The 26,165-nt window shown below is 35.1% G+C and carries 26 protein-coding genes and 6 tRNA genes; 7 read left to right on the forward strand and 25 right to left on the reverse strand.

The features are described 5' to 3' along the window. Positions 1 to 36: 36 nt before the first annotated feature. Positions 37 to 738, reverse strand: a complete 702-nt coding sequence (locus HGP29_RS18340) for a potassium channel family protein (RefSeq protein ID WP_168883880.1) — start codon at positions 736 to 738, stop codon at positions 37 to 39. Positions 739 to 783: 45 nt separating this feature from the next. Further along, positions 784 to 1,398: a uridine kinase gene (udk, locus tag HGP29_RS18345; RefSeq protein WP_168883881.1), complete on the reverse strand. Its 615-nt coding sequence runs from the start codon at positions 1,396 to 1,398 to the stop codon at positions 784 to 786. 505 nt (positions 1,399 to 1,903) lie between these two features. On the opposite strand from udk, the gene HGP29_RS18350 reads away from it, so the two are divergent. Further along, positions 1,904 to 3,199, forward strand: coding sequence for a PDZ domain-containing protein (locus HGP29_RS18350; RefSeq protein ID WP_168883882.1), 1,296 nt, complete (start codon positions 1,904 to 1,906; stop codon positions 3,197 to 3,199). Position 3,200: 1 nt separating this feature from the next. Here the strand turns inward: HGP29_RS18350 and HGP29_RS18355 are convergent, their stop codons facing one another. After that, complete coding sequence (locus HGP29_RS18355; protein ID WP_168883883.1) at positions 3,201 to 3,980, reverse strand: biotin--[acetyl-CoA-carboxylase] ligase; 780 nt, start codon at positions 3,978 to 3,980, stop codon at positions 3,201 to 3,203. 161 nt (positions 3,981 to 4,141) lie between these two features. Here HGP29_RS18355 and rsfS point away from each other — a divergent pair, with 161 nt between their 5' ends. The 3 genes from rsfS to HGP29_RS18370 all read left to right on the forward strand — a co-directional run bounded on the left by rsfS (position 4,142) and on the right by HGP29_RS18370 (position 7,257). Continuing rightward, on the forward strand, positions 4,142 to 4,507 hold the full coding sequence (gene rsfS, locus HGP29_RS18360; protein WP_211093327.1) for a ribosome silencing factor: 366 nt from the start codon (positions 4,142 to 4,144) through the stop codon (positions 4,505 to 4,507). A 36-nt stretch (positions 4,508 to 4,543) separates the two neighbouring features. Next, positions 4,544 to 6,610: an ATP-dependent zinc metalloprotease FtsH gene (gene ftsH / locus HGP29_RS18365; RefSeq protein WP_168883884.1), complete on the forward strand. Its 2,067-nt coding sequence runs from the start codon at positions 4,544 to 4,546 to the stop codon at positions 6,608 to 6,610. A 188-nt stretch (positions 6,611 to 6,798) separates the two neighbouring features. After that, complete coding sequence (locus HGP29_RS18370; protein ID WP_168883885.1) at positions 6,799 to 7,257, forward strand: MarR family winged helix-turn-helix transcriptional regulator; 459 nt, start codon at positions 6,799 to 6,801, stop codon at positions 7,255 to 7,257. 27 nt (positions 7,258 to 7,284) lie between these two features. On the opposite strand, the gene HGP29_RS18375 is transcribed toward HGP29_RS18370, so the two are convergent. The 6 genes from HGP29_RS18375 to HGP29_RS18400 all read right to left on the reverse strand — a co-directional run bounded on the left by HGP29_RS18375 (position 7,285) and on the right by HGP29_RS18400 (position 8,319). Then, on the reverse strand, positions 7,285 to 7,713 hold the full coding sequence (locus HGP29_RS18375) for a hypothetical protein (protein ID WP_168883886.1): 429 nt from the start codon (positions 7,711 to 7,713) through the stop codon (positions 7,285 to 7,287). Between the two features lie 117 nt (positions 7,714 to 7,830). Beyond that, positions 7,831 to 7,903, reverse strand: a tRNA-Lys gene (locus HGP29_RS18380). A gap of 39 nt (positions 7,904 to 7,942) precedes the next feature. Then, a tRNA-Leu gene (locus HGP29_RS18385) sits at positions 7,943 to 8,026 on the reverse strand. An 18-nt stretch (positions 8,027 to 8,044) separates the two neighbouring features. Further along, positions 8,045 to 8,117 (reverse strand) — tRNA-Lys (locus tag HGP29_RS18390). Positions 8,118 to 8,145: 28 nt separating this feature from the next. Further along, positions 8,146 to 8,218 (reverse strand) — tRNA-Lys (locus tag HGP29_RS18395). A 28-nt stretch (positions 8,219 to 8,246) separates the two neighbouring features. Continuing rightward, a tRNA-Lys gene (locus HGP29_RS18400) sits at positions 8,247 to 8,319 on the reverse strand. A gap of 126 nt (positions 8,320 to 8,445) precedes the next feature. Here HGP29_RS18400 and HGP29_RS18405 point away from each other — a divergent pair. Beyond that, the gene (locus HGP29_RS18405) at positions 8,446 to 9,174 is read left to right on the forward strand and encodes an SH3 domain-containing protein (RefSeq protein ID WP_168883887.1); all 729 of its coding nucleotides are present in this window, start codon (positions 8,446 to 8,448) and stop codon (positions 9,172 to 9,174) included. Positions 9,175 to 9,245: 71 nt separating this feature from the next. Here the strand turns inward: HGP29_RS18405 and HGP29_RS18410 are convergent, their stop codons facing one another. The 4 genes from HGP29_RS18410 to HGP29_RS18425 form a co-directional block, all read right to left on the reverse strand. Continuing rightward, on the reverse strand, positions 9,246 to 11,183 hold the full coding sequence (locus HGP29_RS18410; protein ID WP_168883888.1) for a GAF domain-containing protein: 1,938 nt from the start codon (positions 11,181 to 11,183) through the stop codon (positions 9,246 to 9,248). Positions 11,184 to 11,369: 186 nt separating this feature from the next. Then, positions 11,370 to 11,993: a MarC family protein gene (locus HGP29_RS18415; protein ID WP_168883889.1), complete on the reverse strand. Its 624-nt coding sequence runs from the start codon at positions 11,991 to 11,993 to the stop codon at positions 11,370 to 11,372. An 89-nt stretch (positions 11,994 to 12,082) separates the two neighbouring features. After that, positions 12,083 to 13,447 (reverse strand): MFS transporter, encoded by a 1,365-nt coding sequence (locus tag HGP29_RS18420; RefSeq protein ID WP_168883890.1) that lies wholly within the window; start codon positions 13,445 to 13,447, stop codon positions 12,083 to 12,085. A gap of 206 nt (positions 13,448 to 13,653) precedes the next feature. Continuing rightward, on the reverse strand, positions 13,654 to 13,851 hold the full coding sequence (locus tag HGP29_RS18425) for a hypothetical protein (protein WP_168883891.1): 198 nt from the start codon (positions 13,849 to 13,851) through the stop codon (positions 13,654 to 13,656). A gap of 245 nt (positions 13,852 to 14,096) precedes the next feature. Between HGP29_RS18425 and pnuC the strand changes: the two genes are divergently transcribed. Continuing rightward, the gene (pnuC, locus tag HGP29_RS18430; protein WP_168883892.1) at positions 14,097 to 14,747 is read left to right on the forward strand and encodes a nicotinamide riboside transporter PnuC; all 651 of its coding nucleotides are present in this window, start codon (positions 14,097 to 14,099) and stop codon (positions 14,745 to 14,747) included. On the opposite strand, the gene HGP29_RS18435 is transcribed toward pnuC, so the two are convergent. The 5 genes from HGP29_RS18435 to HGP29_RS18455 all read right to left on the reverse strand — a co-directional run bounded on the left by HGP29_RS18435 (position 14,734) and on the right by HGP29_RS18455 (position 19,330). Continuing rightward, positions 14,734 to 15,336 carry a trimeric intracellular cation channel family protein gene (locus tag HGP29_RS18435; RefSeq protein WP_168883893.1) on the reverse strand — a complete coding sequence of 201 codons (603 nt, stop codon included), beginning with the start codon at positions 15,334 to 15,336 and terminating at the stop codon, positions 14,734 to 14,736. The genes pnuC and HGP29_RS18435 overlap by 14 nt on opposite strands. Before the next feature lie 8 nt (positions 15,337 to 15,344). Beyond that, positions 15,345 to 16,385 (reverse strand): glycosyltransferase family 9 protein, encoded by a 1,041-nt coding sequence (locus HGP29_RS18440; protein ID WP_168883894.1) that lies wholly within the window; start codon positions 16,383 to 16,385, stop codon positions 15,345 to 15,347. A 130-nt stretch (positions 16,386 to 16,515) separates the two neighbouring features. After that, positions 16,516 to 17,124: a DUF4254 domain-containing protein gene (locus tag HGP29_RS18445; protein WP_168883895.1), complete on the reverse strand. Its 609-nt coding sequence runs from the start codon at positions 17,122 to 17,124 to the stop codon at positions 16,516 to 16,518. 48 nt (positions 17,125 to 17,172) lie between these two features. Continuing rightward, positions 17,173 to 18,006 carry a 23S rRNA (guanosine(2251)-2'-O)-methyltransferase RlmB gene (rlmB, locus tag HGP29_RS18450; RefSeq protein ID WP_235958321.1) on the reverse strand — a complete coding sequence of 278 codons (834 nt, stop codon included), beginning with the start codon at positions 18,004 to 18,006 and terminating at the stop codon, positions 17,173 to 17,175. Between the two features lie 151 nt (positions 18,007 to 18,157). Next, a complete protein-coding gene (locus tag HGP29_RS18455; RefSeq protein WP_168883897.1) occupies positions 18,158 to 19,330 on the reverse strand; it encodes a M28 family metallopeptidase in 1,173 nt (390 codons plus the stop codon). Positions 19,331 to 19,645: 315 nt separating this feature from the next. Here HGP29_RS18455 and HGP29_RS18460 point away from each other — a divergent pair, with 315 nt between their 5' ends. Next, positions 19,646 to 20,785, forward strand: a complete 1,140-nt coding sequence (locus HGP29_RS18460; protein WP_168883898.1) for an acyl-CoA dehydrogenase family protein — start codon at positions 19,646 to 19,648, stop codon at positions 20,783 to 20,785. Positions 20,786 to 20,847: 62 nt separating this feature from the next. Here the strand turns inward: HGP29_RS18460 and HGP29_RS18465 are convergent, their stop codons facing one another. From HGP29_RS18465 to HGP29_RS18495, 7 genes are all read right to left on the reverse strand, one after another. Further along, a complete protein-coding gene (locus tag HGP29_RS18465) occupies positions 20,848 to 21,048 on the reverse strand; it encodes a PspC domain-containing protein (RefSeq protein ID WP_168883899.1) in 201 nt (66 codons plus the stop codon). Between the two features lie 180 nt (positions 21,049 to 21,228). Then, positions 21,229 to 21,316: transfer RNA gene (locus HGP29_RS18470), tRNA-Ser, on the reverse strand. A gap of 90 nt (positions 21,317 to 21,406) precedes the next feature. After that, complete coding sequence (locus tag HGP29_RS18475; RefSeq protein ID WP_168883900.1) at positions 21,407 to 22,357, reverse strand: YihY/virulence factor BrkB family protein; 951 nt, start codon at positions 22,355 to 22,357, stop codon at positions 21,407 to 21,409. Next, the gene (locus tag HGP29_RS18480; RefSeq protein WP_168883901.1) at positions 22,350 to 22,781 is read right to left on the reverse strand and encodes an acyl-CoA thioesterase; all 432 of its coding nucleotides are present in this window, start codon (positions 22,779 to 22,781) and stop codon (positions 22,350 to 22,352) included. The genes HGP29_RS18475 and HGP29_RS18480 overlap by 8 nt, the downstream gene beginning before the upstream one ends. Positions 22,782 to 22,926: 145 nt before the next feature. Continuing rightward, a complete protein-coding gene (gene dnaJ / locus HGP29_RS18485; RefSeq protein ID WP_168883902.1) occupies positions 22,927 to 24,090 on the reverse strand; it encodes a molecular chaperone DnaJ in 1,164 nt (387 codons plus the stop codon). 12 nt (positions 24,091 to 24,102) lie between these two features. Then, positions 24,103 to 24,669 (reverse strand): nucleotide exchange factor GrpE, encoded by a 567-nt coding sequence (locus HGP29_RS18490; RefSeq protein ID WP_168883903.1) that lies wholly within the window; start codon positions 24,667 to 24,669, stop codon positions 24,103 to 24,105. A gap of 222 nt (positions 24,670 to 24,891) precedes the next feature. Next, positions 24,892 to 26,088 carry a M20 metallopeptidase family protein gene (locus HGP29_RS18495; protein WP_168883904.1) on the reverse strand — a complete coding sequence of 399 codons (1,197 nt, stop codon included), beginning with the start codon at positions 26,086 to 26,088 and terminating at the stop codon, positions 24,892 to 24,894. Between the last annotated feature and the right edge of the window lie 77 nt (positions 26,089 to 26,165).

Genomic DNA, 26,165 nt, shown 5'->3' on the forward strand with positions numbered 1-26,165 from the left:
AGAAGCCTCTAGTATATTATTATGAGCTTAATGTGCTTAGCTATTTATTTCAATGAATTTCTTGATAGCATCTTTGGTTGCCAAGAGTACTAGTTTATCACCTTTTTGTAATGTGGAGTTAACTTCTTTTGGATTACGAATTAAGTGATCTCTATATTCGACAAAACCTAATGCATTGACCTCTTCATGTGTTCTTCTCAAGGCAATAACATCAGCTCCATAAGTGCCTTCTAAATCTAAATCATCAATAAACTTACCAATTGTACGTTTGGGCACAATAACTTCGACAACTTCATAGTCATCGGGTAATTTCATGAAAGATTGAATCTCTGGATTTAGAATCATTTCTGCGGTCATTTTACCAACCTCGTCCTCCGGGAGGAGAATTTCTGTTACCCCAAGCTTTTGTAAAATGATCTTCTGTTGATCACTTACAGCTCTTGCGATAATACGTTTTACTTTTAATTCTAATAGAAGTACAGTAGTTAGTAATAAACCTTCAACGTTTTCACCGATGGCTACCAAAACAGCATCCATTTCTGTGATTGATTGAGATTTTAACGCTTTTACGTCAGTTGAGTCTAAAGCAACAGCATAAGCTACATCGTCTTTGATAAGATCAACCAGTTCAATTTCTCTATCAATGGCCATCACTTCGGCTCCTAATGATGCTAAGTTTCTAGCAACTGAAGAGCCGAACTGACCTAAACCAATGATTGCATATTTTCCGTCTGCCATATTTCCTTCTTATTGAAAACTGAATTCTAACGGAAAATTATGACCTTATATCTTACCAAGCAAAAATGTTTTAACAACTTCTAAGGCTACATCGAAGTTTCTGTCATTTCTAACAATTAAATCGACATTTTCTTTATGAGGTTTGATATAGTTCTCATAAGCAGGCATTACGTGGTTTTCATAACGGTACAATACATCATTGATATCGTATCCTCTTTCCACATTGTCTCTTTTGATACGTCTACTTAGTTTTAGGTGAGCTTTAGCTTCAATAAAAAGCTTTAGGTCGATCATTTCTAAAACTCTTGGATCATGGAATACAAAAATACCTTCCAAGATGATTACTCTTTTAGGAATGAAAGTAAGCATTTTAGGTTCTGCCTCTGCGTTGTTGAAAGTATATTCTTTGATATGAACTTCTTCACCTTTCTTTAAACGCTGTAAATCTTGGTAGAACTTCTCTAAATCAATAGAATAGGGTGTGTCAAAATTTTTGATCCCTTTTGCATCTTCAGGCTGCTTTTCTTTTTCGATGTAGTAATTGTCTTGAGAAACTGTACAGATGTTCTCTTCGCCAATCATGTCCACTAGATTATTGATAAAAGTAGTTTTGCCAGATCCGCTACCGCCTGTGATACCAATGATAAAAGGAGTTTCCATTCTATTTTCTGATTCTAAAAGCTTTATGTTTATAATAAAGAGACAAAAGTAATCATTCATTTTCAGTTTATGTGTTTTCTATAAATATTCATTAGTAATTAAAAGGATAAATCTTAGTAATATTCAATTTTTAGAGATTGAAATATAACTTAATTAAGAAGGATGTACTAGACGACAGTGTATTGTTAAAAAAGTTTGAATCCCCAAATAGAAAATACCTATAAATGGTTATTGTTGTCAAAATCTGTTAACAGTACTTTTGTAGTGCAGGAAGGTTCTTTACCCTTAATTGTTTTTCCACAACTAGGAAAGGCAAAAATGCCAATGTTACTAATGTGTATAATTTTTTTAGCTAACAGATTATTTTTTGATTTATAACGTAATTACTATCACTAACGTAAACAAAAGAAACTAGGAGATCATTTGATGGTCTCCTTTTTTGTTTAAGAGCTTTTAAATCACTATCTTAAAAGGGAAATCAACAAGCCAACTACTACTATTTACTATGAGAAATCACTCTTTAATCAGGTGTCTGTTGGTGAATTTGCTATTCTCTATTTTCTCACCAATCGACCTTTTCGCCCAACAAGCACATCCTCATTTGAAAAATCTTGTATTTCAGAATGAGAGTAAAAAGTATGTGCAAATTCCTTTTACTATGGTTAATAATCTTATGGTTATTCAAGTAAGTATTAATCATTCAGATTCCCTTAATTTTATTTTTGATTCGGGAGTTACTTATCCTATCGTTAGTGACCCTACGATTATTGATGAATTAAATTTCGAACCCCGAAAAATTAGAGAGGTTGATATTAAAGGTTGGGGTACTGGTGAAGATGTACATGCATATCATACTTGGGGTAATACGATAGAAATAAAAGGGGTAGAAGGGCTTAATCAAGATATCATATATGCGAGTAAGGATGTGTTGTTGCTTTCTAAAAACATGGGTGTAAAAGTACATGGATTGATTGGAGCTACAATTTTTAATCACTTCGTTGTACAAGTGGATTATCAAAAAAAGGTAATAACACTTTACAAACAAGATTATTATGCATCCAAGAAAAGAATAAAATATAAAAAGCGATATGAGTGTTTTCCTGTGGAGATAAAAAGGAATAGATGTTATATGACAACGACAATATTCTCTTCAGAAACAAATTCGTTTGAAAATCTAAATTTATTAGTAGATACCGGAGCAAGTCATGCTTTATCAGTTTTTGAATCGGAAAATACGCCATTAAAAGCATCTTTAAAAGCAATTCGAGATCACCTTGGTGTGGGAATTAATGGAGATCTTTATGGTAAGGTAAATCGATTGGATCAATTAAAAATAGGAGATTTTCTTCTTGAAAACCCAATTGTGAAATACCCTGAATTTAACAGCCTTAATCAGAACCTGTTCGATAAAAGCAGACATGGAAGTATTGGTTCAGAGGTCTTAAGAAGATTTACTGTAGTTTTTGATTATCATAACAAGGAAATCCTATTAAAGAAAAATAATGATTTTAGAGATGAGTTTTCCTATAATCATTTAGGGCTTGAATTTAATAATCCATATCCTGGATTACCTTATTTTGAAGTTTCTCAGATTAGAGAATTATCCCCGGCGTTTAAAGCAGGAATTAAGAAAGGAGATCGATTGGTGCAAGTGAATGGCCAAGCGATATCATTAATGTCTGTAGATGAAGTTAGAACATTGTTTAGAGGTAAAGATGGTAGAAAACTATCCTTAGAAATCGAAGACAAATCAGGCAGTTATAAAGAGTATACATTAACGTTAGAAGATCCTTTCAAATAGCCTAATAGATGTGTTTTACTTCTTTGAAAGCATAGTGTTTTACTTCTTTGTTTTCTTTTGCAATAGAAATACAGCCATAATCATTCACGCCAAGAATTACTCCATTGAATCTTTCTCGAGTTCCATCAGGATTAACTTCTTCGAATAATCCTTCCTCTTGGAACCAAAACATATTATCGTAATACTCTCTTTTTAACCTATCAATCTCTCCATTTTTTAATTGATGATAGCGTTTGTCCAGATTCTCCAAAAGTAGCTGTGAAGCATAGTTCAGATTCATCTTTTTACCAGTTTCTATAAACAATGAAGTGGCAGGGAAGTTTCCATTAAAAGAGGTCTGATTAATATTTAAACCTATTCCAACGATAGAATTTGAAATTTTTCTACCACTCAAATAGTTTTCTATCAAAATTCCACATATCTTTTTATTGTCAATTAAAATGTCGTTCGGCCATTTTATTTTGACATTGCTTGAGTAAAGAGATGTTATAGTGTCATAAACACCAAGGGAAACTGCTATATTCATAGTAAATTGGTCCTTGGCTTCAATGAAATGAGGCTGAAGAAAACATGATAAAGTAATATTACTATCTGCTTGACATTCCCAAGCATTGCCTCTTTGACCTCTACCTTTTGTCTGATCAGAAGTAACGACAGTTGTTCCTTCTTCTATGACCTTATTAGAAATCAATTGGTTGAGGTAGTCATTTGTAGAATGACAAGACGGCACATATATGACACTTTTACCGATAATAGACGTATTGGCAGAAATTTTATACAACTATTTATTACTTTTGTTTAGAAATGACATGTAATTCAGCCTTATTAAATTTGAGTACTGAATTTGCAGTGCAATAATACAAGATTAGAAATTAAAATAACAAATCGGCAAATCCACCATTATCAGAAAAGATTTTATTGGGGGTAGCCCATTATAAAAATATGAGTAAAACAATAAATGTAGAGGAGTTAGCACATATCGTTGCTAAAGGGATGCAGGAGAAGAAAGCACAAAATATTGAAATATTAGATTTAAGAAAAGTTAAGAACGGAGTGACAGATTTCTTTGTAATCTGTACAGCTTCATCGGATACACAAGTAGATGCTATTGTTGATAGCATTGAAAAAGAAGTAAAAGATGCTAACGGAGAAAAGCCTTGGGCTACTGAAGGTACAGGTTCTCAAGGTTGGGCGCTTTTAGATTATGTGAATGTAGTGGCTCACGTTTTCCTTCCTAAGAAAAGAGAATTTTATGCTCTAGAAGAGCTTTGGGGAGATGCGAAAGTGTTTAAACTACCAACTGAATAAAAAGAATAATTAACATTTTAATATCAGTATTTTAGAATGGATCAGAACAAAAGGAATATTCCTAAGAATCCAATGCCGAAAAATAACTATCAAGTATGGATGCTTGTGGCACTTATTCTTGTAGTTGTGGGTTTGGCATACTTCAGTAAGAGCAGTACTACTGAGACAACAACACTTCATGAATTCAAGACGATGTTGAAAGATGGTGATGTAGAAGAAATCACTATCGTAAATAATAGATGGGTAGAAGTTGTATTAAATAACAAAGCCCTTCAAAAGTCAAAATATAGTAAAATCCAGCAAGAACGTAGTCCGTTTTCTGTAGTGACTAAGGAACCGAACTATCGTTTCCAAATCGCTTCAGCAGACCACTTTCTTAAAGAATTTGATGATACTCAAAGCGATATCCCTGAAAAGGATAAAGTGCCTTATAAAGTAGAATCAAGAGAAAGTTTTGGTACTTGGTTTATGAGTACAGGTTTCTTATTCGTACTACTTTTTGGTTTCTGGTTCTTAATGAGACGTATGGCAGGCGGAGGAGCAGGCGGACAGATTTTTAATATTGGAAAATCTAAAGCGCAAATGTTCGATGCTAATCATGTAAAAGTAACATTCAAAGATGTTGCAGGTCTTGATGAGGCAAAAGAAGAAGTAGAGGAAATCGTTGATTTCTTGAAAAATTCTAAAAAATATACTGACCTAGGTGGTAAGATTCCTAAAGGTGTTTTACTTGTAGGCCCTCCCGGTACCGGTAAAACGTTATTAGCAAAAGCAGTGGCAGGTGAAGCAGGTGTTCCTTTCTTCTCTATGTCAGGTTCTGACTTTGTTGAAATGTTTGTTGGTGTAGGTGCTGCAAGAGTTAGAGACCTTTTCAAACAAGCTAAAGAAAAAGCCCCTTGTATTATCTTTATCGATGAGATTGATGCAATTGGTCGTTCAAGAGGTAAAGGATCTATGCCAGGTTCTAATGATGAGAGAGAGAATACCTTGAACTCATTATTAGTTGAAATGGATGGTTTCGGAACTGATTCAGGTGTAATTATCCTTGCTGCGACTAACCGTCCGGATGTATTGGATAGTGCATTGATGAGAGCGGGTCGTTTTGATCGTCAGATTTCAGTAGATAAGCCAGATATTAATGGTCGTGAGCAAATCTTTAATGTTCATCTTAAGCCTATTAAAGTAAGCAAAGATGTGAATGCAAAAGAATTAGCGACACAGACTCCAGGTTTTGCAGGTGCAGAATTAGCCAACGTTTGTAATGAAGCCGCATTAATTGCAGCAAGAAATAACAAACCAGCTGTGGAGATGGATGACTTTATGGCAGCCATCGACAGAGTAATTGGTGGTCTTGAGAAGAAAAATAAAATAATCTCTAAAGAAGAGAAGCGTATTGTAGCTTATCACGAGGCAGGTCATGCAGTAACAGGATGGTTCCTAGAGCATGCCAACCCATTAGTGAAAGTAAGTATCGTACCTCGTGGTGTTGCTGCGTTAGGTTATGCTCAGTACTTACCAAAAGAGCAATACTTAAATACTACTGAAGAGATGATGGATGAAATCTGTATGACTTTAGGTGGTCGTGCAGCTGAAGAAATTATCTTTGGTCGTATCTCGACAGGTGCATTAAGTGATTTAGAGCGTACCACTAAAATGGCATACAGTATGGTGTCTATTTATGGTATGAACGATAAAATTGGTCACCTGTCTTTCTATGACCCAAATAGAAGTGAATTTAGCTCTAGACCTTACTCAGAAGCCTTAGCTGAAAAGATTGATGAGGAAGTGAAGAATCTTATTGATGCGATGTATAAACGTACATTGGCATTGTTAAGAGATCATTCAGATGCCTTAGAGTCTTTAGCACAACAACTTCTTGAGAAAGAGGTATTATATCAATCTGATCTTGTGAAGTTAATTGGTGAGCGTCCTTTTGATAAGAAGACAGTATACCAAGAGTTTACTGAAGGAACTGAAGAAGCAAAAGTTGTAGAAGTAGAAGCAACTGAAGTGAAAGCGGAACAACCTTCAGAGGTGAAAAGTGAAACTTCTACTGGAGAAGATTCAAAAGAAACTCCAGATACACCAAAAGAAGAAGTATAGTGATTGAAAAATCATAAAAGATATAAAGGTCATTCTAAGCAATTAGGATGACCTTTTTTGTGTACTAATGGTAGTTTTTTTGATGTTTTGTTCAAACAAAATTCGGAAAACTTGTTTTATTATTGAAATTATAGCTTATTGCGTGATTAACATATTTTGTTTAAACAAATACTATAGTACAAACAGCTATGTCGATCGAAACAGATATCAACCAAAAATCATTCAGAGATCCTTTTCAAAAGGCATACATAAATCTGATGTTTACCAACAACTGGCTTTTAAATCAGTCAAAGACTTGGTTTAAGAAGCAAGGTATTACCCACCAACAATATAATGTATTACGTATTCTAAGAGGAGCACATCCAAGTTGTATGAACCCTGGAAGTATAAAGGATGTGATGATTGATAAAAGCCCAGATTTGACGAGATTGATCGATCGTCTTATCGAGAAAGGTTTTGTTCAAAGAGAGACTTGTGGAAGCAATAGGAGGAAGGTAGATGTGATTATCACGCAATCTGGCCTTGATAAGCTCGCAGAACTTGATCCACATGAAGAAGAGGTGATGAGTTCGTTTAAAAATATCTCCGCAGGGGAAGCAGAGCAATTAAGCGATTTGTTGGATAGATTGAGAGGGTCAAATGACTAGAAAATATAAATGGTTGTGTAGTTCATCTTAATGTGAATTCACAACCATTCTTCTTGTAACTCTATTTGTGCCATTCAACACTGAAATAAAATATAACCCTTCAGAAACATTTGTTTTCGGCTTAAACTTAAAGTGTACTTGGTGTGAGTCTACAGATAAGTCCATACGATAAACTAAATTACCAATTGTATTGTATAATAGAATCTGAACTGAATATCCTCTGTCAATACCTTTGATTTCCATATCCACGTCAATATTGTTATTCTCTAAAACAACAGGATTGGGAAGAATTTCAAAAGAAAGAGGTTGGTTGTCTTCTACATAAATATTTTTTTGAGGTAAATCTAAGTTGCTTGCATTTGCTTGATGCAATGAGAAGATTCCAAAAAGAAATATCCACATGTAGTATTTTACGATGTTACGTGTTTTGAAAAAGTAACTTTCATGTGATTTCATAGTAATTAAAGCGTAAAAGTGTTGTATAGGCAGATTTCTTTGATGTTGATCTTTAATATCTGAAAAAACTCGCAGTTTTCAAACAAAAAAAGCCAACACATTGCTGTATTGGCTTTGTGATCCCGCTGGGGCTCGAACCCAGGACCCTCTCCTTAAAAGGGAGATGCTCTACCAACTGAGCTACGGAATCGTCGTTTTTCAACGAAATATTTTTTTGAAGTAATCTCTGTGCTCACGATTGGATTCGAACCAACACGGGATTGCTCCCACCACCCCCTCAAGATGGCGTGTCTACCAATTTCACCACGTGAGCTTGATATTAAATCATTTGTGATCCCGCTGGGGCTCGAACCCAGGACCCTCTCCTTAAAAGGGAGATGCTCTACCAACTGAGCTACGGAATCGTCGTTTTTCAACGAAGTATTTTAAAAGTGATCCCGCTGGGGCTCGAACCCAGGACCCTCTCCTTAAAAGGGAGATGCTCTACCAACTGAGCTACGGAATCGTCGTTTTTCAACGAAGTATTTTAAAAGTGATCCCGCTGGGGCTCGAACCCAGGACCCTCTCCTTAAAAGGGAGATGCTCTACCAACTGAGCTACGGAATCATAATTTTTCTAAAAGATCTACTTCAATTGTAAAAAATCAAAATGACCTATTAAATTTGAAAAACTCGTTTAGCTTTCCTTTTTTGCGAGTGCAAATGTAGAATGATTTTCAACATCAAGCAAATAATGAGATTAATTTTATCCTTAATAAGTTTATATATTCTGATATTCAGTCAGTTACTATTTGCAGAAACTTCAGTTAATTCGAAAATAGAAGAAGCTGATAATTTATTTTCTGAAAAACAGTACATAGAAGCCTTTAAAATTTACAATGATATCCTCGAAAAAGATAGAACTTTTTCTTCGAGAATGTTGTTGAGAATGGCATTTATCCAAGAAGGTCAAGGCAACTATTCTTCTGCACTTTATTTTCTAAACCTTCAATACCGTCTTACTGCAGATCGACAAACACTAAACAAGATGTCTAAGATTGCAGAAGAACATAATCTTTTAGGGTATCAATACTCGGATAAAGAGTTCTTCGTTTCAATGTTTAATAACATGCAGGGAGTTTTTGCTGCAGGTTTAATTATTTTATTGACGGCCTGTTTAGCATTGATGTACATTCGAAAACGACAAGACCATTCGATTACGACATTGACTTTCTTTGTAGTTATTTTTTCTGTGATAGGCTTATGGGCTTTTAATGGAGGGATTCATAGAGAGTTGGGAATTGTCAAAGGAAGTGGTGCAATTCTTATGGATGAGCCGTCTGCTGGAGGAAAAAAGTTGGTAGACCTAAGTGCCGGTGAAAGATTCCAGATTAAAGGAGAGAGTGATATTTGGTATAAAATAGAACTTCCTAATGAATCAGAAGGGTATATCAGAAAAGGACGAGTATTTGATATTCAATAACTCTTTCTTATGAGATCATAAAGAAAAAAGGCAGAAGTACGATGAAGTATTTCTGCTTTTTTTTGAATCATTTATTTTAAAGTGATAATCCATTTATCTTCTTCTTCAAAATAGAGTTGCTTGGTTTCTATTTTTAAGTTCAAGGAAGCACCTTTGCTATTCACAATCAAATGATTTTCTATAGCGTGTGATACTTGCCAATCGGTATTATCATTAAAATCAGGGATAAGTTCTCCTACAGGCTTTTGTTTTATATCTTCAACCTGATAGTCGAAATACTCGAGGAAAGACTGACTGCCAAACCAAATATTACCATTCGCTTCAACAATAATTAATCTACCCCCTGTAATATCTACAATTTCGTTCAACAGCTTTTTACTAGACTCCGTTTCTCGTCGTTCTCGAACAAGTTGCTCTTGAGTAGCCTGAAGCTCTTCCATATTTTGCTTCATTTCCTCCTCATTTGTCCTTAATTCATCTGTGAGGCGCTTACTGTCGTTATATAGTTTACTTACGTTAGAAGTATTCTCAGAAGTAACTACAGAGGTTGCTATGGCTCCACCTATCTCATTTAATAATTGTAATGATTTTGATTGAAGTGGATTGAAAGATGCCAATTCGATAATTACTTCTACCTCACCATGTGACTTGAATGGATAGATAGTTAAGGAATTTGGAGGAGCATCACCAAGACCTGAGCGTATTGTGATATAATTTTCAGGAATTTCTGTAAGATAAATCGGTTGAGCTTCTTGCCAAATTTCTCCGATAAGCCCTTCACCTAGTTTTACTTTCTTTTCATCAAATTCTTTGAATGTATCGAAGGCATATAAAGCAGCCAATTCCATAAACTCATCCTGTGTGATTGGATCTTTTTTGTGGATATAGAAAGCAGCATGAGAACAGTCCATAAAACGGGCAAGTTCTTTTACTAATGCTCTACCAAGTTCTTTTGCATCATTGCTATGGATACGTATCAGTTTATTGAGATTAGCAGATCCTTCATTTACCCATTCCCTTTCGCTTCTTTCTTCAGAGTTTTGCTGTAACCTTTTCTTTGTATCCATCAGTGAATGGATAAATGGGTCATCTTTATATTGGTCTTCGTTGATATTTTCGAATTCAACTTCGTAGTTTCCTTTACTAAATTCCATTACATAGACAGAAATATCTTGAAGCTTCTTTCTCATACTAATCAATGATTGCCTCATACGAGACATTTCCATAGTACCGTTATCATTAAATTCCACTTCAAGATTACCGTTGGCAATATCATTACTCTTTGCTGACAATTCTTGTAATGGAGAAATAATCAAACGGTTTAAAAGTATAGAAATAAGAATAACGACCACACAAATAAGAAAAATGGCAATTAGTATAAATCTTATTAGTTGATATTCAACTTCCTCTGAGTCGTTTACATATGCTTTTACAAGGTCTTGATTTACCTTAAGCATAGTACCTGAGTTTTTCTCTAAATAAGAAAGACTATTTCTTACCGTTGCATTTTCTTGTTCGAAGTGAGTTAACAAACCAATACTATCAGATTTAGCCAATTCTAAATCGATATTCATGTTGAATGAATAATTAGAGGTTTTTAGAGGCTCTTCAAGGATAGTTCTAATATTACTTCTGAAAGGTTTCCATACTTCTTCTATTCGTTCGATATAATCATCAACTCTATCACTAGCAGGTCTGATTTTTTTACTTTCCATTTCTGGTACAGTACCTCCATGTTTCATGACCAATAATGAACCGTCGTATAAGTTTAAAGCACTTTCTAGGTCTTGAAGAGCATTTTGATCGCCTGTATTGACATAAATGTTAGATAGCAGGACAATCCTTTGTGAGAGCATTGCATTTCGGGCTGATACATCCACTTCTAGACTTTCATTGGTATATAGACCAACCAATGTTAGCACAGTGAAGAGAATGGCACCGATGACAATACCACCAATCCAAAAGATAAGTTGCTTAATAGAAAATTGCTTAAAGTACTTATCAATCATTTTATTTGTAGCCCAGTATAGGGATGATTAAGGTCAAAAAAATGGAAACCGTAGGGTGGTTTCTTCTGAATTTAACAAAACTATAACGCTCAAATCCATCAAAATAATACATCGAATCGAGCTTTATTCTAAAAAATATAATGGTGTAAATTGTGTGCCAAACCGTTATCATTCTCAGATTAATAACTATTGATGTGGGTAATTTTGAATAAAATCTAGAATACCCACTAAAGCAAACTGAATTCCCATAGACAATACGATTAACCCCATGAATCTAGTTGTTACCTGATTAAGCATAGAAGGAGTATCGCTGGCATTTCTTGTTCGAATGGCAATAATAATCCATGTCAGCGCCAATACGGCTGCAATTGAAATAAGAGCGATCATAGGAACGGCGTCATCAGATTGGTTAATGGCAAGGGTGATAGTACCCGTAATTGTTCCTGGTGATGCGGCAAATAGAATAAGACGTATAATGTCTCTTTCTTCTTCAGAATGTGGAGTGACAGTATCTTTTTTAGATGGTCCTGTTTGTTTGCTTAACATACCAAACCCCATCCATGTAAGAACAATTCCTCCTGCTACCTGAAAGGCATCAAGTGATATTCCGAAAGCATGTAATAGTCGAGCTCCAAAAAATGCAGCACCTGCTAGGATAATCCCTACAATAAGAATCACCTTGGTTAAGTCTGTCAATTTATCTTTGAAAGACTTTCCGGATTCAATATGGTTAAATATCTGAGCACAGATGACAGGGTTCACTAAAGAGAAAATAGTTAAGAAACCTTGGAGGTAATGATCAATATGCATAGAATAAGTATCAATAAAAAAAGACTACTTCGTTGACACAAAGTAGTCTTAAGATAATATATTTTTAAGGGATTTACCTTTAAATCAAATTATGATTTTTTCTGATCACTGATTAATCCAACGCAAAGAGCTCCAATTAAAAGAATAACTCCAGCCATTGTTAATAGGCCTACTGCATTTCCGTTGAAGAACGTTGAAGCAATAGTACCACCAAACAATCCGGCAAAAATTTGTGGACCTGCAATTGTGATATTGAAAATACCCATGTAGATACCCATTTTCTCTGCTGGTAAGTTTTCAGATAAGATACTGAATGGCATTGCCAAAATTGCAGCCCATGCAATACCAACACCTGCCATAGAAGCAAATAATAGATATTTATCTTGAATAAAGTAGATACTGATAAGTCCTAAACCACCAAGGATTAAAGCAGTAGCATATACTGTTTTTCTATTTGTTGCTTTGATAAAGCTAGGCATAACCACAGAGAAGATAGCAGCTGCTAAACTGTACATCGCAAACATTAAACCTACCCAGTTACCTGCATCGTTATAGTCTGCTGAAGTCACATCTCCAGGAGCAGTGTGCCAGATATGTTGTGCAATAGCTGGAGTAGAATATACCCACATAAAGTAAAATGCTACCCATGAACATAATTGGACTGCAGCCAATTGGTACATCACTTTAGGTGATGAGCTTAATGTTTTGAAGAACTCAGAAATTGCATTTTTATCTTTTGCAGCTTCTTTTTCAGCCTTCTGTGCCTCGAAATCGATATTATTATATGCAGCATACTCTTCTGGAGGATACTCTTTTGTTCTTAAAGCAGTCCAAAGTACTGTTACCATCAATGTAGCTCCGCCAATATAGAATGACCAAACAACTGAGTCAGCTACTTTTTGTCCTTCAGCAGGTTCGTTGGCAACACCAATCATAGTTAAGATAAATGGTAAAGCAGAACCAACAACGGCACCTGTATTAATTAAAAATGATTGTACTGAATAACCTAAATCTCTTTGATTATCATTGACCATATCACCAACTAATGCTCTAAATGGCTGGAAAGTGATATTGAATGAAGCATCCATAATAAGAAGCATAGTTGCACCAAAAAGCATTGGAGGCATTAATGCGACAAAGAACTCTGAGTTTGGCATTAAAAACATTGCCAAAGTAGCAGCTATGGCTCCACCAATAATAAACGGTATACGACGTCCTAATTTAGTCCATGTACTGTCTGATGCTCCACCAATAATAGGTTGAATGATAATACCCGCAATAGGGGCAGCTAGCCAGAAATAACCTAAGTCGTGTACATCTGCACCTAAAGCTTGTAGAATTCTACTGACATTACCATTTTGAAGGGCAAAACCGAACTGTACACCTAAGAAACCAAAACTGAGGTTCCAAATTTGCCAGAACGATAAATCAGGTTTAGCAATTTTTGTTGACATATAAATAATGCTCTATTTAAGATTGTTGTTTCATACTTTACTAACAAATATATAAATGTAGAGGCAAGTTTTAGTATGACAATCGTTATGAAATCAGATAAATAACAGAATATTTTTACCGCAATCGGTTGATTCGACAAATAAAAAAAGTCTCTACTCCATAAAAATTGAAGTAGAGACTTTTAATTTAATCACTTTAAGAAGCCTTATGCACTAGCCTGCTTATTTTTACACTGACTAGGATCTTTACCACAGTAGCTGCAAGATTTTCCTTCAGGATTTAAAAATGGACTCTGAGATGCACAAGTTCCTTCAAACTTTCCATCTTTTTTGAAAATCAGCTTCACTGACATCAAAATGAAGAATAGACCTAAAACGCCTACACCTAGTAAGATAGTTTCCATAAATTATATATTATTGATGTCTATATAGACAAATGTTTTTATTCTTGATAGCACAAATGTAACTAAACTTAATGTTAATAGCTTTTCATGAGAGTGCTTTCATTTAATCTTTCTAACAAATTAACAAATGTTCATATGTTTTCCCTAATATTTTTAGCTAAAATGATGAAACATTGTACAATACACTATCTTAGTAGTTTCTTAGAAAATTGATCTATAACTGTTGCAATATCTTTAAAACCATCATGTTAGACCTATTTGATCTGGATTATATTTTTATTGAAATTTTTGATTATCCATTAAGTTATATCGAGCTTTTTGGTACTTTGATGGGAGTGGCTTGTGTTTATTATGCCTCTAAAAATAATGTGCTTACCTGGCCTACAGGCTTATTGAATGTCACCGCATCATTTATCATTTTCTATCAGGTATATCTTTATTCTGATATGTTTTTACAGCTATTTTTCTTTGCGACGAATGTTTATGGATGGTTGTATTGGAATAAACAAAGTGATACCACATCAAACCTAACTGTACTGTCAAATAATCAAAGAGTTGTAACGATTTTTACTATTGCTTTTTTGACGGTTTTGATAGGTTATTTATCAAGCAATTTGCATGTTTGGGCGAGCGAATTTTTTAAACATCCGGCTGCATTTCCGTACATAGATGCTTTTACAACAGGTATGAGTTTAGTGGCTACAGTATTTATGGCGAGAAGAATTGTAGAGTCTTGGGTGCTTTGGATTCTTATTGATATTGTAAGCTGTGTTTTATACTATCAAAAAGGCATATTATTTATTTCGTTGGAATTTGTGGTCTTTTTATTCCTTGCAATTTATGGGTGTTGGAATTGGATCAGGTTATATAGAAACGATCAGCTTAATCCAGTTTAGGTAGTGTAAGATGATATTTAATGGCTAATAAACGTATGCCAATCACTGTCGTAATACATGTCCATGTACAAATGGTATCATCAATATTGAATTGATGTAGGATAACGAATACAGAACCACCAACTAGACAAGCTGTAGCGTAGATCTCTTCTCTAAAAATTAAAGGGACGTCATTACATAATGTATCTCGAATAACTCCTCCTAAAACAGCTGTAAAAGTTCCCATTACAATACAAATTACAGGAGGAACACCTAATAACATGGCTTTTTGAGTTCCTATAAATGTGAATACACCAATACCAAGCGTATCAAATAGAAAAAGGGTTGTTCTAAGTTGAGCAACTATTTTTTTGAATAGGACTGAAAATGCAACAGCAACTGTTATAATAATTAAATAGTTGGGATCCATGATCCAGAAAACTGGTGTGGCACCTAAAATACTGTCTCTGGTTGTACCTCCACCAATAGCGGTAACACTTGCTACGAAAATAGCTCCGAAGATATCCAATTTCTTTTCCCTAGCAGCTAAAGTACCAGAGATAGCAAATACAAAGGTTCCGATAAGGTCGAGGACATTAATTAAAGACATATGATAAATTATTCAATCACGTTGGCGATTTTATTATATACCATTTCAGGTGTTACACCTTCTAAGCAAGCGTAATCTTCTCTGAGGCATGGTTTGTTACCAAAAACAGAACATGGTCTACATTCTAATTCATTGACTGATACTTCAGCTATATTATTTTCTGATTGTCCATATCCTAAGAAACCAGCATAATGATGTGTTGCTCCCCATACAGAAACGCATGTAGTTCCTCTTAAAGAGGCCATGTGCATATTGGCAGAGTCCATACTTATCATCACATCTAAATGCTCAATGATTTCTAACTCTTCCTTTAACTTAATATTACCGGCAAGGTTTACACTATTGGGAACTTCTTCCACACATTTGTCCAATATTTCTGCTTCTTGGCCAGGTCCTCCAAAAAATAGGATTTTTGCATTCAGTTTTTCTTGAAGCATCTTACTTAAGACTGTCGCTTTTTTCTCGCCCCATATTTTTCCTTTATGCTGTGCAAAAGGAGCGATACCAATCCAGGGTTGATTTTTACCACCTAGTAATTCTAACTCTGCTTGTTTTAATGCAGGAGAAGTTTTTTGAGGTAATTGATTTGATAAACTTACAGATAGACCAATTTTTCTAAATACATCGGCATACCTTTCAGGCATAGGTTTTAAAGGAGATAGAACTTTACCACTCTGTTTGATTAGTTGTTTCTTTGCTTTTCTGCCTTTGTCTAAGCGAACGACTTTTGTGCCAGTCGCCTGAAACATTGCATCAAGAATGAATGTACGAAGCACAGAATGAATGTCAGCAACTGCAGTAAAAGGCCCCATACCTTTTAGCATTTTATATAACTTTCTTAATCCTTTAAAGCCATTATGTTCACCATTTAAATCTGCTCCAACAAAAGATAACCTTGGGATATTTTCAAAAAATGGTTTTAAAAAAGGACGAGATACCATTACAATTTCAGTATCAGGGTTTTGCTCTAATACTTCTTTGAGTACAGGTACCGTCATGGCTACATCGCCCATGGCTGAAAATCTAAAGGCAAGAATTTTTTTCGACATATTTTATTTACTGATCTATCTTTATAATCAAAAATAAACGCTTTCTCTGTGAGTTTAATCAAAAAAGAAGTTGTTTCAAAACCATACTATTGGTATCTGAAACAACTTCTTTATCTATATCATTAAAGGATTACTTTCCTTCTTTGTACAATACAGGGTTCAATGAAGGATCATTGTACATTTTCATTTGCTTGTACACCTTCATGTATTTTTTGCCTGTTTCAATGTCTTGGATGAGTTCTTCGATGGCAGTAGATAAGTCTACTCGTTGCTCTAAAAGAATATCCAATTTAGTTTGACAAGCTGCTTTATGATCTGCAGAAGCATTTGGACGGTTTACTTCTTCTTGCATATGGTAGATTTTCAATGCAAGGATAGATAAACGGTCAATGGCCCAAGCAGGACTTTCAGTGTTGATTTTAGCACCATCAACGACCTTTACCTCTTTGTATTTATCCAAGAACCAGCTATCAATAAACTCAACCACATCTGTTCTTTCTTGGTTAGAAGCATCAATACGTCTTTTGATTTTTAATGCTTCATCTGGATTGATATTAGGATCTCTGATGATGTCCTCTAAATGCCACTGTACAGTGTCAATCCAGTTTTTCAAGTATAATAAATGTTGGATATCTTCTTTCTCGAATGGGTTTTCGATTGGAGTATCCACATGGTCTTTTATATGATATGTATCGATGCTTTGTGCAAAGATGTTATTACAATTTTCAGTGAACTGCATATTTTAATGTTTGTTGTTCTTGAATTACTGCAAAGATAGAAAAATCTATTATTGTCCGTTCATCATACGTTGTCTGTTTGCCTCAAAAATGATAATTCCTGCAGCAACACCAACATTTAACGAACTTACTTTTCCTTTCATTGGGATTTTAACCAATTTATCAGAAAGATGAATTAAATCGCTATTAATACCATCTTCTTCTGATCCCATAACAATTGCAGTAGGAACGTCTAATTCTACGTAGTATAAATCTTTAGAACCTTTTTCGGTACAAGAAACAACTTGAAGGCCACTTTCCTGAATCTCTAGCACTGTCTGAGTTAGATTATCAACTCTAGCTACAGGAATATGTGATAAGGCACCTGCAGATGTTCTTACAGCATCACTACCAATTTGAGCAGATCCTTTTTTAGGAATTACAATAAGGTCAACACCTGCACATTCAGCCGTTCTTGCAATTGCACCAAAGTTTCTAACATCAGTAACTCTATCTAAAATTAAGACTAAAGGTACTTTGCCTTCTTCGTATGCAGTAGCAATTACATTGTGAGGATCGACATAATCGATAGCAGGAACAAAACCGATAACTCCTTGGTGATTCTTAGAAGTAATTCGTTGTAACTTTTCTTGAGGCACTCTAGAAACTACGATTCCGGCTTTGTTGGCCATTTTATGAATCGCTGCAATAGATTCGTTTGAAGAGTCTCTTTGAATAAATAATTTTTCGAATTCTTTCCCTGCTTCTAAAGCTTCAAAGATCGGCTGAATACCGTACATAATGTCCTCGGCATTCGTTTTAGGACGTGGCGATCTTCTGAAATGTTTCTTTTTCTTGTCGTCGTACATTGTATTTAATTTGTCTTGGAAGAGAACCAAGTACATATTTAGCCATGCACGAGGTCCACAATTCTGCAAAGGTAATGGAACTTATTCAGAAGATATCATGAAAGTTGTAAACTTCTCATAATCATCAGCTCAAAATGTGGTTATTTTCTGCCTTATGATAAGTTTTAGTGACATAATGTGTTGAATACTAGTTCATCAAAGCATCACCAAAATCTGTGATCAATTGAAAGGCATTAGAAAAGTCACTGAGAGGAAGAGGTTGATCATCATAGATATCATGATAATGTGTCCATGATTTTCCCATTAAATAGAAAAAGAAACTAGGTACACCATTTTCAGAAAAGTAGTAATGGTCAGAATTAGCCGCTTTTCCTCTAGACTTTACAGCTGATAAATAGTGATTTTTAGTATTGATGTTAGATAAAAGTTCATATTGATCCGTATATACTTTACCATTAACAGCCATCATGCCCTCTTCTCCTGTTCCAAATAGATCGAGATTTACAAGAAACTTAATTTTCTCCAATGCTACAGTTGGGTTTTCTACATAGTATCTTGAGCCAATTAATCCTGCTTCTTCAGCGCCAAATGCTATAAAAACGACAGATGATTTAGGAGGGTTTGATTTGTAGTATTTCGCAATTTCTAACAACATGGCGACTCCCGATGCATTATCATTCGCACCAGCGAAATATTTTTGTTTTCCAATAGCACCTAAGTGATCGTAATGAGCTGTAAAGAAGATAAACTCTTTAGGGGTTTCAGTTCCTTTTATCTTCCCAATTACGTTCTGACTGATATAATTTTCTTTAAGTTGGGACTGAATGGTAAAATGACATGAATTGACGACTTCAGGCATTTTATTTCTTAACACATAAAATCTAGGCTTTGGCATTTGCCACCTAGCAACACCAAAGGTGAGTTTGTCATCAAAAAGAATAATAGATGCTTTCGCTTGAAGAATTTTTTCCATTAGTGGTCGACTCCATTGCATTCTTTTCTTCTCCTGTTCTTGGTCATATACAACGATACTATTACTTAAATCTTTTTTTGTAAATTCTTTAAGTGCTTCTTCATGCATAAAAATAGCATCATCCATAAAGAATAGTTCTCCATTGCTAGTTCCAGAACCAGAGTCTGTCGCAGGAATGTAATCAACGCCTACCTCTAATTTTATATCGTTAATGACTAACTCTACATTGTTCGGAAAGGTATTAACTGTAAGAGGAAAATTCTGGTAGTAGCTATTTTTTTCATTTCTTTCTAGTTCAATATCCTCAAATTTCTCTGCAATATATTCTGCTGCTTTTTTGTCGCCTTCAAAAACATAACCTCTGCCATGTAACTTAGGACTACACAATTGTTTTATGTTTTTCTTTACAGACTTTATATTTTGCCCTGATAATGTGAGTGATAGCGAAATAAAATAAAGGAAAAAGATTCGGTTTTTGTACACAGTTCTATTGCTTTCAGTTCGAAATTGTATTAGATTAATAAACAAATTAAAAGAAACGTTCGTTTTTTATAATAACTAATGAGGTATAAATCAATAATTTATTCTCTCAGTCCCGAAAAACCTGATATGATGTAACCCAATAAGCGAATGACTATTCTCTGTTTTGCTGATTTGAATAATTTATACACATCATACTAACTATACCAACTTTAAACACACATGGTACAACACACAATTGAAACACAAAAGATGATCGCCGAATCCGTACAGATGTTTGGCGAGAAACACATCGCACCTTTTAGAGAAAAGTGGGATGAAGAAGAACATTTCCCAGTCGAAGTTTTTAAGCAATTAGGAGAATTAGGCTTAATGGGTATTTTGGTTCCTGATCAGTACGGAGGTACAGGTTTAGGATATCATGAATATGTAACTGCTATTGCAGAATTAGCTTATTTTGACCCTGGTATTGCTTTATCTATGGCTGCCCATAATTCTCTTTGTACTAATCATATTCTTATGTTTGGCAATGAAGACCAAAAACAGAAGTGGTTACCAAAATTAGCTTCTGGAGAATGGATCGGAGCATGGGGACTAACCGAACCTAATACGGGTTCTGATGCGGGAAACATGATGACAGTAGCTGTCGAAAAGGATGACCACTGGGTATTAAATGGAGCAAAAAACTTTATTACACACGGTAAAAGTGGAAATGTAGCTGTTGTAATGGCAAGAACCGGAGAGAAGGGAGATAAGCATGCTATGACCGCTTTTGTTGTAGAAAGAGGAACTGAAGGCTTTGCAGGAGGTCGTAAAGAGAAAAAGTTAGGAATGAGAACCTCTGAAACTACTGAAATGATTTTCACAGACTGTAAAGTCCCAAAAGAAAACGTTTTAGGTAAAGTCGGAGAAGGTTTTGTTCAAGCACTTAAAATATTGGATGGAGGTAGAATTTCAATTGCAGCTTTAGGCTATGGTATCGCCAAAGGTGCTTTGAAGTGTTCTATTGAGTATGCAAAGGAACGAGAGCAATTTGGAAAGCCTATTGCGTCTTTTCAAGGTATCTCTTTTAAGTTGGCTGATATGGCTACTGAGGTAGAAGCTTCTTATTTATTGATTAAAGAAGCTGTAGAGAAAAAAATACGAGGAGAAGATATCAATAAAGCATCAGCAATGGCTAAGTATTACTCTTCAGAAGTTGCAGTAAGGACGTCCAATGAAGCAGTTCAGATATTTGGTGGATATGGTTTTACGAAAGATTATCCCGTAGAAAAATATTATCGCGATGCTAAATTATGTACGATTGGAGAGGGAACTTCAGAAATACAGAAATTAGTGATTAGTCGATGTCTAATTAAATAAAAAAATAAAGCGGTGAGTTTCGAAAAACTCACCGCTTTATTTTTACGAGCAATGCTCTTTTATTAATAGTAGAACTGATCTTCTTTTGGCATAACTAAAGCCATAACCAAATAGATCAATCCTGGAGATCCAAGACCGAAAACAAATGCACCGACAAAGCCCAAACGAACTAATGATACATCGATATTAAAATATTTGGATAAACCGCTACAAACTCCTGAGAAAACGGCATTTCGAGTAGAACGTACTAATTTTTTTGACATGTTGTTGATCTGTTAATAATTTAATTTGACACTTACTTTTTTATACGTAAATAAATGTCAAAGGGATGCAGAAAAAGCTAGTTTTTTCTTTAAAACCGGAGAATTATTTATTTCTGATATAATATACAATTTTAGATTCGGGCATAAAAAAAACCTTCAGAATTTCTTCTGAAGGTTTCCTGGCAGAGAGTGAGGGATTCGAACCCCCGGTACCTCGCGGTACAATGGTTTTCAAGACCACCGCATTCGACCACTCTGCCAACTCTCTGTGTCATTTTGACGAGTGCAAATATGCAAGGTTGAATTTAAATTTCCAACAACTTGATCAAGAAAAAATACAAATAATCGTAAATGAATTTTACCTGAACTCTTCGGGAGGATTAGCCTCAGACCATATTTGTGCTTCTTCTATGGTTGTATTGATTTGAAAACCAATTAATAAGATCATAGCAATAGTAAAAATCCAACCCATTAATCCCATAATTGCTCCAAGAGAGCCATAAAGAATATCATAAGAATTAAATGTGTCTAGATAAATTTCAAACAATATTGAAACGATTATTGACAAGATTGTTGCGACTATTGAACCCGGAGTAAATACTCTATTTCCTAAAATTTCACTTGGAGCATATCTAAATATCAAAGTGATATTAAAGAAAAAGATACCTACAACGATCAAAAACCTTAAGGATAACAGCATATATAGGGTAATCTCATTATTGAGGTATCCACTATCATGAAGGTATTCCAATAAATGTTTTCCACTAATCAATAAAAAGGAAGACAAGCATAGTGTGATGATAAATAAAAATGTCAAGTTTAAAGCGACTTGAAACTGTTTCCATAATGATCTTTTGTCTTCGAGATGGTAACAGCTATTGAAAGCATTCATCAGAGTTCTCATCCCAGTGGTAGCAACATAGGTTGCACCAATAAAACCAAAAGATAATAATCCACCTCTAGACCTTCCTGATAGGTCTTGAATGGGTCCTTCTATAGCTTGATAAACATATTCGGGTAACATTTCCTCTCTAAAAATCTTAAACATCATGTCTATAGATTCGAAAGGAATGTAAGATATTAAAGTAGAGAAAAAGATGATAAACGGTAACATGGCTAAACTAAAACTAAAAGCAATAGCCTGTCCCCTTTGAAGTAGGTCATTCTGATCCACTCTATGTATCAAAGCTATACCAAAAGTATAGAATGAGACTTCAGTGTGGGGAACTCTAGATGTAGATAGTTTCTCAATTATCTTTTTATAAAGTTCGTTATCCTCTAATTTCTTATGAAGATCTTTTTTAGTCAACTTTCTTTGCCGTTGGTTCAACAAAATACGGAGCAATTACCTCCATAAATCTTTGAGGAGCTCTGCATGGTTTATATGTTGATTTACTCATAAAAGCCAATTTTGTTTTGCCTGTATTGAGTAACTCACCTTCCTGATTAAACAATTCGTATTCAAACTGAATTTTAACTGTTGGTTTTTCAATTAGCTTGGTACGAATCGTTATCATATCATCGTATTTAGCAGGTTTTATGTATTTAGAAAAGTTTTCTAAAACGGGTAACATTACGCCATCCGCTTCCATTTCTTTGTAACTCATGCCTAAAGAACGTAATGCTTCTGTTCTGCCAATTTCATAAAATTTGGCATAATGACCATAATAGACAAAGCCCATTTGGTCGGTGTCAGCATAATTAATTCTTATTTGTGTTTCGTGAACTAGCATTGTGGAATGAGTTAACCTGATAAATTTGAATATCGTAAAGATACAATATTCGATTTTGTAGATATAAGCTTTAAGAAAAAAAAGCATTGTTCTTGACGATTCTCATCATAAGAACAATGCTTTATATATGAATTACTTCCCTCTATTATTGAGCGAAGAAGTCTTTCATTCTAGAGAAGAAGCTTTTACGCTTTTCTTCTTTATGTTCTGAAGTAGGGTTGAAATTCTTCGATTCTCTTAATTTCTTCAAGATGTCTTTTTCTTCAGAAGAAAGTTTCACAGGTGTGAAAACAGAGACATGAATCAATTGATCACCAACACCATATCCGTTAATGTCGCGGATACCTTTACCTCTTAAACGAAGTACTTTGCCACTTTGTGTACCTGCATCTATTGGAACTTTTACGTTGCCAGTTAATGTAGGAACTTCTACTGTAGTACCTAATGCGGCATCAGCAAAACTTAAATGAAGCTCATAGTGGATGTTTTCACCATCTCTATGTAAGTGCTCGTCTTCAATCGCTTCGATGACGATTAATAAGTCACCGGCAACACCACCACCTTTAGGCATGTTACCTTTACCTCTCATTGAAAGTTGCATACCGTCATCAACTCCTGGAGGGATATTGATCGATACTTCTTCTTCAGTATATACTCTACCTTCGCCACCACAATTATCACACTTGTGCTTGATGATTTTACCTTCACCATTACAAGTAGGACAAGTAGTATTAGATACCATTTGACCTAACATTGTGTTGACTACTTTTTGTACTTGACCACTACCATGACAAGTTTGACATGTGTCTAGGTCAGTACCATTTTTGGCTCCTGTACCATTACAAGTATCACAAGACGTATAACGTTTGATGCGGACTTTTTTCTCCACACCTTTTGCCATTTCCTGTAGTGTCAACTTTAATTTGATACGTAAGTTAGAACCTTTACGCTGACGGCGACCACCACCGCCACCTCCGAAGAAGTCGCCAAATGGGCTACCGCCACCACCAAAGATATCGCCAAAGTGACTGAATATGTCATCCATATTCATTCCACCTCCGCCGCCGCCGAATCCACCTGATCCGTCGAATGCTTGGTGTCCAAAGCGGTCATATTGACCACGTTTTTGGTCATCACTTAAAACTTCATAAGCCTCAGCAGCTTCCTTGAATTTCTCTTCAGCTTCACTATCACCAGGGTTTTTATCTGGGTGATATTTTATCGCAACTTTACGATAAGCTTTCTTAATTTCTCCACTGGAAGCATCTTTCGATACGCCAAGTACTTCGTAAAAATCTCTTTTAGACATTATTGGTGTTTCTTATTGTCCTACAACAACCTTCGCAAAACGAATAACTTTATCGTTTAATGTGTATCCTTTTTCAACAACATCAACAATTTTATCCTTAAACTCTTCAGTTGGAGCAGGGATTTGAGTGATTGCATCATGGTAATCAGTGTTTAACTCTTTACCGGTAGCATCTTCCATTTGTTTTAAACCTTGACCTTCCAAAGTTTTTAACATTTTGTCTTTAATCATCACTACACCGTCCAGTACAGGTTTTACCTCGTCACTGTCAGATTTAGTATTTGCAATAGCTCTTTCTAAATCATCGATAGTAGGGATAATTGCAGATAACACCTTCTCGCTTGCTGTTTTTGTTAGTTCAGATTTCTCTTTTAATGTACGCTTACGGAAGTTGTCGAACTCAGAATATAAACGAAGGTATTTGTCCTTCATTTCTCCTAATTCCTGAGTCAATTTTTCTACTTCAGTTAGTTCTTCACCTTCTGTTGTAGATTCTTCAGAGCTTGTAGCTTCAGTTTGATCCTCAGTTACTTGCTCTTCTTTATTTTCAATATTTTCGTTTCCTTTATTTTCTGCCATTTTGGTATTTTTTCTAGTTGAAATATACACTGCCGTTCAATCAACAATGTTGCCAACCGATTTTATAGGTCATTTTGTCGCGATTTTACTGACAAAAAGTAGAAATAGGAAGAAAATAAGTCAAATAACATCAAAATCAGACGAAAATATGACAGTTTTTTAAGAAAAGAAGCAGATAACGTATAGCTATCTGCTTCAAGTATATTTTATATTGTAGCTTGTCTAAGCTTGTGATTCTAGCTCGTTTACAGCTAACCAAGCCATTAATCCCACTCCAATTTCAAGAGCATCTTCATCGATATCAAAGGTAGGAGTATGAACAGAGGAAGTAATTCCTTTTGCCTCGTTTCTAGTTCCCAAACGGTAGAAACAAGCGTCCATTTCTTGAGAATAATAAGAGAAGTCTTCTGCCGCTAACCAAATATCTAGATCAACTACATTTTCTTCACCAAGATATTCAATTGCTGCTTTCTTATTTCTACGAGTAAGTTCTGGTTCGTTAACTAAGAAAGGGTAACCTTTATGAATATCCATCTCAACAGAACCACCCATACCTTCTGCAATTCCAGTTGCAATCTTGGTGATTCTTTCATGTGCTTCCGCTCTCCATTCTTCGTTCATCGTTCTGAATGTACCTTGAACTTTCACTTCATTAGGAATGACGTTAGTTGCACCAATAGCTCTAACATCACCAAAAGATAAAACTGATGGAATTTTTGGAGCTGCATATCTACTTACAATTTGTTGTAAAGCAACAATGATATGCGATGTGATAACAACTGGGTCAATATTTTTCTCTGGCATAGCCGCATGACCTCCCTGACCTTTTACAGTAAAGTAAATCTCGTCAGCACTTGCCATATACATGCCTTCTCTGAAGCCTACTTTTCCAGCGTCAATGAAAGGCATTACATGTTGTCCAATAATTTTTGAAGGGGATGGATTTTTTAATGCTCCATCTTTGATCATTAAAGATGCTCCTCCAGGTAATTTTTCTTCACCCGGTTGGAAGATTAGCTTAATAGTACCTTCGAATTGATCATTTAATGATTGTAATATTTTAGCAGCACCTAATAATGAAGTAGTATGTACATCATGACCACACGCATGCATAACACCTTCATTTTTTGATTTATAAGGTACGTCGTTTGCCTCAACGATAGGAAGAGCATCCATATCTGCTCTTAAAGCAATCACTTTTTTATCAGGGTTTTTACCCTTAATCAGGCCAACAACGCCTGTTTCAGCAACACCTGATTGTGTTTCAATACCATAACTCTTTAACTTCTCTGCTACAAACTTCGAAGTTTCATACTCTTGGTACGACAATTCTGGGTTAGCATGAAGATGATGTCTGATATTTACAATCTCTTCAATATTTTCTTTAACAGAAGATTTTATTTGTTCTTTAAGACTCATGATATTATGATTGCTTGTTGTTGTATCATTTTGTGATATTGTTAGTGATCAGTTGTTTTCTGTGTGAAAATCAAATA

Origin of the sequence: Flammeovirga agarivorans (assembly GCF_012641475.1) — a bacterium.
GTDB lineage: Bacteria > Bacteroidota > Bacteroidia > Cytophagales > Flammeovirgaceae > Flammeovirga > Flammeovirga agarivorans.

Excerpts from the sequence above, each read along its gene's own strand:
- rlmB (WP_235958321.1), bottom strand. The coding sequence starts at position 18,006 with ATGTACTTGGTTCTCTTCCAAGACAAATTAAATACAATGTACGACGAC.
- HGP29_RS18495 (WP_168883904.1), bottom strand. The coding sequence starts at position 26,088 with ATGAGTCTTAAAGAACAAATAAAATCTTCTGTTAAAGAAAATATTGAA.
- HGP29_RS18425 (WP_168883891.1), bottom strand. The coding sequence starts at position 13,851 with ATGGAAACTATCTTACTAGGTGTAGGCGTTTTAGGTCTATTCTTCATT.
- ftsH (WP_168883884.1), top strand. The coding sequence starts at position 4,544 with ATGGATCAGAACAAAAGGAATATTCCTAAGAATCCAATGCCGAAAAAT.
- HGP29_RS18370 (WP_168883885.1), top strand. The coding sequence starts at position 6,799 with ATGTCGATCGAAACAGATATCAACCAAAAATCATTCAGAGATCCTTTT.
- rsfS (WP_211093327.1), top strand. The coding sequence starts at position 4,142 with ATGAGTAAAACAATAAATGTAGAGGAGTTAGCACATATCGTTGCTAAA.
- HGP29_RS18405 (WP_168883887.1), top strand. The coding sequence starts at position 8,446 with ATGAGATTAATTTTATCCTTAATAAGTTTATATATTCTGATATTCAGT.
- pnuC (WP_168883892.1), top strand. The coding sequence starts at position 14,097 with ATGTTAGACCTATTTGATCTGGATTATATTTTTATTGAAATTTTTGAT.
- HGP29_RS18465 (WP_168883899.1), bottom strand. The coding sequence starts at position 21,048 with ATGTCAAAAAAATTAGTACGTTCTACTCGAAATGCCGTTTTCTCAGGA.
- HGP29_RS18350 (WP_168883882.1), top strand. The coding sequence starts at position 1,904 with ATGAGAAATCACTCTTTAATCAGGTGTCTGTTGGTGAATTTGCTATTC.
- HGP29_RS18340 (WP_168883880.1), bottom strand. The coding sequence starts at position 738 with ATGGCAGACGGAAAATATGCAATCATTGGTTTAGGTCAGTTCGGCTCT.
- HGP29_RS18480 (WP_168883901.1), bottom strand. The coding sequence starts at position 22,781 with ATGCTAGTTCACGAAACACAAATAAGAATTAATTATGCTGACACCGAC.
- HGP29_RS18375 (WP_168883886.1), bottom strand. The coding sequence starts at position 7,713 with ATGAAATCACATGAAAGTTACTTTTTCAAAACACGTAACATCGTAAAA.
- HGP29_RS18410 (WP_168883888.1), bottom strand. The coding sequence starts at position 11,183 with ATGATTGATAAGTACTTTAAGCAATTTTCTATTAAGCAACTTATCTTT.
- HGP29_RS18440 (WP_168883894.1), bottom strand. The coding sequence starts at position 16,385 with ATGTCGAAAAAAATTCTTGCCTTTAGATTTTCAGCCATGGGCGATGTA.
- HGP29_RS18445 (WP_168883895.1), bottom strand. The coding sequence starts at position 17,124 with ATGCAGTTCACTGAAAATTGTAATAACATCTTTGCACAAAGCATCGAT.
- HGP29_RS18435 (WP_168883893.1), bottom strand. The coding sequence starts at position 15,336 with ATGTCTTTAATTAATGTCCTCGACCTTATCGGAACCTTTGTATTTGCT.
- dnaJ (WP_168883902.1), bottom strand. The coding sequence starts at position 24,090 with ATGTCTAAAAGAGATTTTTACGAAGTACTTGGCGTATCGAAAGATGCT.
- HGP29_RS18460 (WP_168883898.1), top strand. The coding sequence starts at position 19,646 with ATGGTACAACACACAATTGAAACACAAAAGATGATCGCCGAATCCGTA.
- HGP29_RS18415 (WP_168883889.1), bottom strand. The coding sequence starts at position 11,993 with ATGCATATTGATCATTACCTCCAAGGTTTCTTAACTATTTTCTCTTTA.
- HGP29_RS18420 (WP_168883890.1), bottom strand. The coding sequence starts at position 13,447 with ATGTCAACAAAAATTGCTAAACCTGATTTATCGTTCTGGCAAATTTGG.
- HGP29_RS18490 (WP_168883903.1), bottom strand. The coding sequence starts at position 24,669 with ATGGCAGAAAATAAAGGAAACGAAAATATTGAAAATAAAGAAGAGCAA.
- udk (WP_168883881.1), bottom strand. The coding sequence starts at position 1,398 with ATGGAAACTCCTTTTATCATTGGTATCACAGGCGGTAGCGGATCTGGC.